Consider the following 5977-nt stretch of genomic DNA (forward strand, 5'->3'; position numbering starts at 1 on the left):
TCAGCATAGACATCAATAATGACCTTCTGCCCTTTCGGTACTGTAGCCAGTAACTGTTCAAATTCAGTGGCCGTTTTTGCTATATGCCAACTCGCCTGTTGTTGGGCAGTTTCAACAAAAAAACGCTGACTATGCTGATACTGACTATATGTAATATAAGGCACAGCGATAGCCAAACAGATGATATAAAGCCAGCGCAGTCCGGTATTTTTCCAGAATAATCGTGCCAGAACATAAACAACAAAGCTTAAGCCCAACCCTAGCGACAGCCACTGCAATGCAGCTTCTGAAATCAGCGGACGAATAAAATACAAGGCCAAAGCCAGCATGATGAAAGCAAAGAGTACTTTTACCTGATTCATCCAGTGCCCGGCTCGGGGCAGGATGCGTGCCCCCATAATACTGGCCAGCAGCAACGGGGTGCCCATACCGAAACCCAACGTAAACAACAGCACTGCGCCTTGCCACTGGTTCTGAGTCTGGGAAATAAATAATAAAGCACCGGCTAATGGTGCCGTCATACAAGGCCCAACCAGCAAGGCAGAAACAGATCCCATGATCGCAGCGCTAACCAGAGTTCCCCCTTGCTGCATCGCCTGAACCCGGTCCAGACGTTGCGTCAGACGCTGTGGCATTTTAATTTCAAACAGGCCAAACAGGTTGAGGGCAAATACCACAAATAATGCACTAAATGCCATCAGGGTGGCAGGTTGCTGTAACCAGCGTTGAAAGTTGAGTCCGGCTGAAGACGCGATCAAGCCCAGTACCGCATAGACTGCGGCCATACTGCTTACAAAGCTTAGGGCAATCATCCAGGCCTTGATGCCTTTGCTATCACGAACAATCAGTGAAGTTAAAATTGGCAGCATCGGCAAAGAGCATGGCGTAAATGCCAGCAAAATACCCAAGCCAAAAAATAACAATAATCCATAAGCCAGCGAACTTTCAGTGAGACGTGCAGACCATTGCTGATCCTGTGCTGAGTCGCTGCTGGATCGTGTAGAAATGACTTCGACGATTTTACTGTCTGTATTTCCTGATTCTAGATCATCAGCAGAATTTTCCAGAATTCGATTGTGCTGTGAGGAAGAGCTACTTAGATCCAGTAACCGTTTATTACCCGAGCCAGTAGATTCATATTGCACCAGACCAGATAGGTCAGTCTTGAATTTAATGGTTTGGGGTGGGTAACAAAGCCGGTCTTTGGCACAGCCTTGCCAGCTAACCTGATAAGTTTGACCCGCCTGTGTCGGAATCTGAACCTTTAATTGCTGATAATATACCTGGGTATGACCATAGTTTTCATCATATAGATCTTCAGCAGGTGGCAATTGCAAGGTCATCGGCTGACTTCCCTGCTTTACCTCTACCTTATGCTGATAAAGATAATAGTTTTGCGGAATTTCCCAGCTAAGTTCAGCCTGTTGCTGAGTGACTGAACTAATACTCAGAGGAAAAGCCTGCTCAGGCGAAAGCAAAGGCGCTTCTGCCTGAGCAATATTACTAAGCAACACTGTGCCCAATAAGACTGGAGAAAAAACTTTTCTCCCGATCTTAAACTGTAGTGCTTTGGTCATATCGGAATAAGAGCAGCTTAGAATAGGAATGATACGCCCAAGCCTGAGAAGTAACCTTTATTCTGACCTCCCAGATCTACCCCAACACTGGCATCAAGTTGTACCTGATCATTCAATGCATACATGACACCAGTGCCTAGCGCATATTCATTATCCTGACTTTCGGCTTTGCGATAAATCAGTTCCGAATAACCTGACCAGCGATCAGCAATCTGATAGCTTAAAGCTGGAATTGCAGTAATCGCCCAGTTGCTATCCTGCCATTCATAACGCATGGTTAGTGCAGTATTCACCAAATCATTATATTGATAAGCAACTGCTGAGCTCAGACTATAAATATCTTCTTCATTGCTAAAACTAGCATTACCTGTGGCAATAATAGCTTCAGCCATCAGCGCCATACTGAGTTTTTCATCATCCAGATCAATGGCTTTTTTCAGGCCAATACTAATATCGCCTAAACCATCATCCTCTTCAGTCTGACCATTGAACTTGGTTTGTGACCAGGTCGGACCGGCCCAGCCTAAACGTAATTCCAGATCATCAGTCAAACCGGTACGCAACAAGACGTCGGCATTTAAAGTGGTTTGTTTCAGCTTGCTTCCATCCACAGTCGCTTCGCTATAAGAGAAACTCGATAAACCCTGTTCCCAAGCTAACTGACCCACTGGCACGGTACTGGTACCCAAACCTTCACCTGGTCGGTCAAATTCAACTGCAGCACAAAGCTGTGCACTTACACCCGTCAGTGCCATCAAACCCAATATTCTTAAAGTTGTCTTCATCTTGTTGGAGCTCTTTCTTAAAATTTAATGTAATTCCTTGGTCATTTTTGCGCCATGACTACGCAATAATTCTAGGGTCTGTTTTTCTTCTTCCAGTGCTTCTGCCCAGTTAATTTCATCAAAATCACAATCAAAGAATAAATCACTAATCGATGACAGAATGGTTAATCCTTCTTCATCCTTGCTGTTCGGATTGACTTTTTCTTCTAATAGGCGCTGCACTGCAGGTACACAGGCTGCACTGGCCGCATCCCAAAGCGGGCCATAAACTTCTTCAGCATCCCAAAGATGCAAATTGACTTTGGCCTGGATCAGCGCTTCCAGAATCTGTAAATGTACATCCAGACGTTGCTGTTTTTCTTCAGCAGTTAAGGGACTGCCCGCTTCATAAGCTTCACACACTTCTTCCCACCATTTGAACAGGCCATCTGACCAGATGGAAATAACTGGGCCTTTTTCCAGATCAATAAAATTCGGGTTAAGTCCATCTGCCAAAAGCTGTTTGACCTGACCCAGATTGAGTTCTTCGAGTGCTTGCACAAAAAGCTGTTGTTGCGCAGTTAACATGATGGAGCTCACTTCAAATTCGTTTTTCACTATTATGCCGAATAAAGCGGGATTTGTTTTGTTCTCATTCGTTTATTTTATCTAAAATTGAAAAAAGCCCCGTAGGGGCCTTTTTCATCTGCGAATTATTTATTGTTCTAGATCTGTACCCGTATCTTCTTCCGCAAGTTTTAGCGGAGTGCTACGTACGTTATCTTTTTTCTCAATCACATGTTCCAGACTGCGTTTTAAACGGTCGATGGCACCATGGATGGCAGTATCAACATTATGACCATGATGGTTCACGACAATTGGCTTCAAGCCGGCAGGACGTGCTTCGATCATGCAGCGAATATCATCATCGCCTCCTTTGGCGGCATTTTCATCGCTAAGATGCACTGAGAAATGGGTAATACGCTCACTGTGGCGCTGAAATTCCTGATTTAATTCGGTACGAACGTAAGTAATTAGACGATCACTATTGCGAATGTTTTTATCGGTACGGAGTTCAATGTTCATAAAATACCATCCTCAAATCATTTTAACTTTTTAGTGCAGAATTTTTATCTTGGCACGTGTATAGCTTGCTGTTTTATATTGCATTTCAAATCTTCAAATCGCTTTGGATAAAACCCTCCAGATTGAATGATGAACACATTTTTGAGTCTGCAGAACCGTGTTCCTATACTTCGAATATCGGTCCTCTCTTGAAAATATGCAAGTGATATTTTGATTTTTTTAGCAAAAGGACAACCGATCGTGACAACTGCTTACCGGATCGTGATTGACCTTCCAGATTTGGAACAATCGAAATACTATTCACATGACCTTCCCAAAATTAAAGCAGTCTTTGCCCTGTTCATAAAAGATCTATGTAATTACTTTAATCAGCTTCAAAATTGAGTCTCAATTCTTAAAATTAATTTAAATATAAAAACTTAACTCGCTTCAATTATCCTATAAACCTTCTTCTCCCAATATCTCAAATTATCATCAGCTCAAGACGATGAAATATTTCCGTCAGCGATCAATTTTGACTTTATTTTTACTTATTAATCTGTATCCTTAAGCTGCTTTCTCGGGGGAGATATTTAAATGAAATTTACACAAATCGCGGCACTTTGTGCATTGGCTTCAACAGCAGCTTTCACTCAGGCAGCAGTTTGGCAGGATTTTAGTCTGTCAGCTTTATATGGTGAAAACTATAAAGCACCATTTGCAGCTGGTAATGAAAAAATTGATCAATCAACCATTACTGCTGAATATGCAGCTGGTTTAAAATATGGTGATATCTTTGCCTTTGCTGACCGTACCAATAATGACTTCGGTAATGAAACTTACTTCGAAGTTGCACCGCGTTTAAGTTTAGGTGCAGTCACTGGTCAAAAGCTTGAGCTTGGCCCAATTAAAGACGTGCTTATTGCGACTACTTGGGAAGGCAATAGCGGTGCGAGTGACTTTAATAACTACCTATACGGGATCGGTTTTGCACTTGATATTCCATATACTAGCTATGCGAATATTAACTTCTACAAAGCTGACAATGACCTGCAAAAAGACGATTATCAAATGACGATCACTTATGCAGTTCCATTTAAAATTGGTGGCGAAGAGTTCCTGGCAGATGCTTTCCTGGACTGGTCAACCGCTGAAGGTCCTGATCACAAAAGCGAATTGAACTGGACTTCACAATATAAATGGAACGTTGGTAAGCATATCTCTCCTGAGACTAAACTTTACCTTGGTATTGAACATTCTGTTTGGAATAACAAATTCGGTACTGACGTTGATCAACACGATGTCAGCGCATTGGTTAAATACCACTTCTAAGTTTTTAGAATGAATAAAGCGGGACTTCGGTTCTGCTTTTTTATTGCCTAAATTCAGGTTATGGTTAGATATTCTCTTTCTTTTTTGGCATCTACTTATGAGCTTTGTTATTCGTCCTGCTCAAATTCAAGATTTGGAACATCTACTCCCGATCTACAATGCTGAAATCTTATACGGAACCTCAACCTGGAATAGCACGCCAAAAACGATCCAGGATTTTCAGAACATGCTGAATGAATTAAATGCTCAGCAATTTCCTTTATTAGTAGCTGAGCATTCAGCATCTAGGCAAATTGCAGGTTATGCGGATTATTCTATATTTCGACCCATTCAGGGCTTTAAACACACTGTTGAACATTCTGTCTTTATTCATGCAGACTTTATTGGGCAAGGTCTGGGTAAAGCTTTGATGCTCAAGCTGATTGAACATGCGCGGCAAAATGCTATCCATGTCATGGTCGGTGCCATTGACCATGAAAATCATGCATCAATTGCCTTACATGAGAAATTAGGTTTTAAACAAACCGGTTATATGCCGGAAGTTGGACAGAAATTTGGACAATGGCGCGATCTGGTATTGATGCAACTCAACCTGAATTAAACCAAAATATTTTATTTTTTATGTAAAACTTAATCTAATTGGATCAATAATCTGTTAGAAAAATTACTGATAGATAAAATTTTCTATTAAAACCAGAATAATGTCAGTTGAGTAAAATTATGAATAAATGGCTTATCTTTATCAGTATTCTCTCCCTGAGTAGTTTTAGTTTCGCCAATTCAAACTTTGAAACTGAACTCCGATCCGAATGTGCCAAGGTGAAAAGCTATGCCAACTCGGGAAGAAAATTTTATGATCAGAAACAGTATCAAAATGCGCTAGGACAATTTCAACAGCAAGCTTCCTGGTCTGCCTTTTGTGCAATGCATAGTGAAAATAGCGGTGTATCTTTTTCCGAAAATGCCATTGCCACTGCTTTTAATAATGTTGGCTTAAGCTATTTTAAATCAGGAAAGCCACAATGGGCACGGGCCTGGTTCTCAGTCTTTCCTCAAGCCAAAAGCAGTCAATTTAATTTAAAACAGCTTCCTCCTCCGCAAAAAACTCAAAACTTGGCAGGCATTTATATACGGCATGCTGGCTTCGGTCACTGGAATACCATTCAAGTCAAACGGATTAAAAATTCTTATCAGATTCATTTTAATGGCTTATATATGGGACTAAATAGCATGATTTAT

8 protein-coding genes are annotated in these 5977 nt (G+C 41.4%); 4 read left to right on the forward strand and 4 right to left on the reverse strand.

Annotated elements, in window-relative coordinates; genetic code table 11:
* The 4 genes from dsbD to B4J23_RS00985 all read right to left on the reverse strand — a co-directional run.
* The coding region (gene dsbD, locus B4J23_RS00970) for a protein-disulfide reductase DsbD (protein WP_291358379.1) at window positions 1-1577 on the reverse strand (1577 nt) is incomplete at its 3' end.
* A 17-nt stretch (window positions 1578-1594) separates the two neighbouring features.
* Complete coding sequence (locus B4J23_RS00975) at window positions 1595-2362, reverse strand: transporter (protein WP_291358381.1); 768 nt, start codon at window positions 2360-2362, stop codon at window positions 1595-1597.
* A 24-nt stretch (window positions 2363-2386) separates the two neighbouring features.
* Complete coding sequence (locus tag B4J23_RS00980; RefSeq protein WP_004781453.1) at window positions 2387-2929, reverse strand: ankyrin repeat domain-containing protein; 543 nt, start codon at window positions 2927-2929, stop codon at window positions 2387-2389.
* Window positions 2930-3058: 129 nt separating this feature from the next.
* A complete protein-coding gene (locus tag B4J23_RS00985; protein WP_005232722.1) occupies window positions 3059-3427 on the reverse strand; it encodes an HPF/RaiA family ribosome-associated protein in 369 nt (122 codons plus the stop codon).
* Window positions 3428-3667: 240 nt separating this feature from the next.
* On the opposite strand from B4J23_RS00985, the gene B4J23_RS00990 reads away from it, so the two are divergent.
* The 4 genes from B4J23_RS00990 to B4J23_RS01005 all read left to right on the forward strand — a co-directional run.
* Window positions 3668-3811 carry a hypothetical protein gene (locus B4J23_RS00990; protein ID WP_159124199.1) on the forward strand — a complete coding sequence of 48 codons (144 nt, stop codon included), beginning with the start codon at window positions 3668-3670 and terminating at the stop codon, window positions 3809-3811.
* Between the two features lie 192 nt (window positions 3812-4003).
* Window positions 4004-4738 (forward strand): outer membrane protein OmpK, encoded by a 735-nt coding sequence (locus B4J23_RS00995; protein ID WP_180017282.1) that lies wholly within the window; start codon window positions 4004-4006, stop codon window positions 4736-4738.
* Between the two features lie 97 nt (window positions 4739-4835).
* Window positions 4836-5339, forward strand: a complete 504-nt coding sequence (locus B4J23_RS01000) for a GNAT family N-acetyltransferase (RefSeq protein WP_180017284.1) — start codon at window positions 4836-4838, stop codon at window positions 5337-5339.
* A 119-nt stretch (window positions 5340-5458) separates the two neighbouring features.
* The coding region (locus B4J23_RS01005; RefSeq protein ID WP_291358389.1) for a hypothetical protein at window positions 5459-5977 on the forward strand (519 nt) is incomplete at its 3' end.

Origin of the sequence: Acinetobacter sp. UBA3025, assembly GCF_002367915.1 — a bacterium.
In the GTDB taxonomy this organism is placed as follows: Bacteria; Pseudomonadota; Gammaproteobacteria; order Pseudomonadales; family Moraxellaceae; genus Acinetobacter.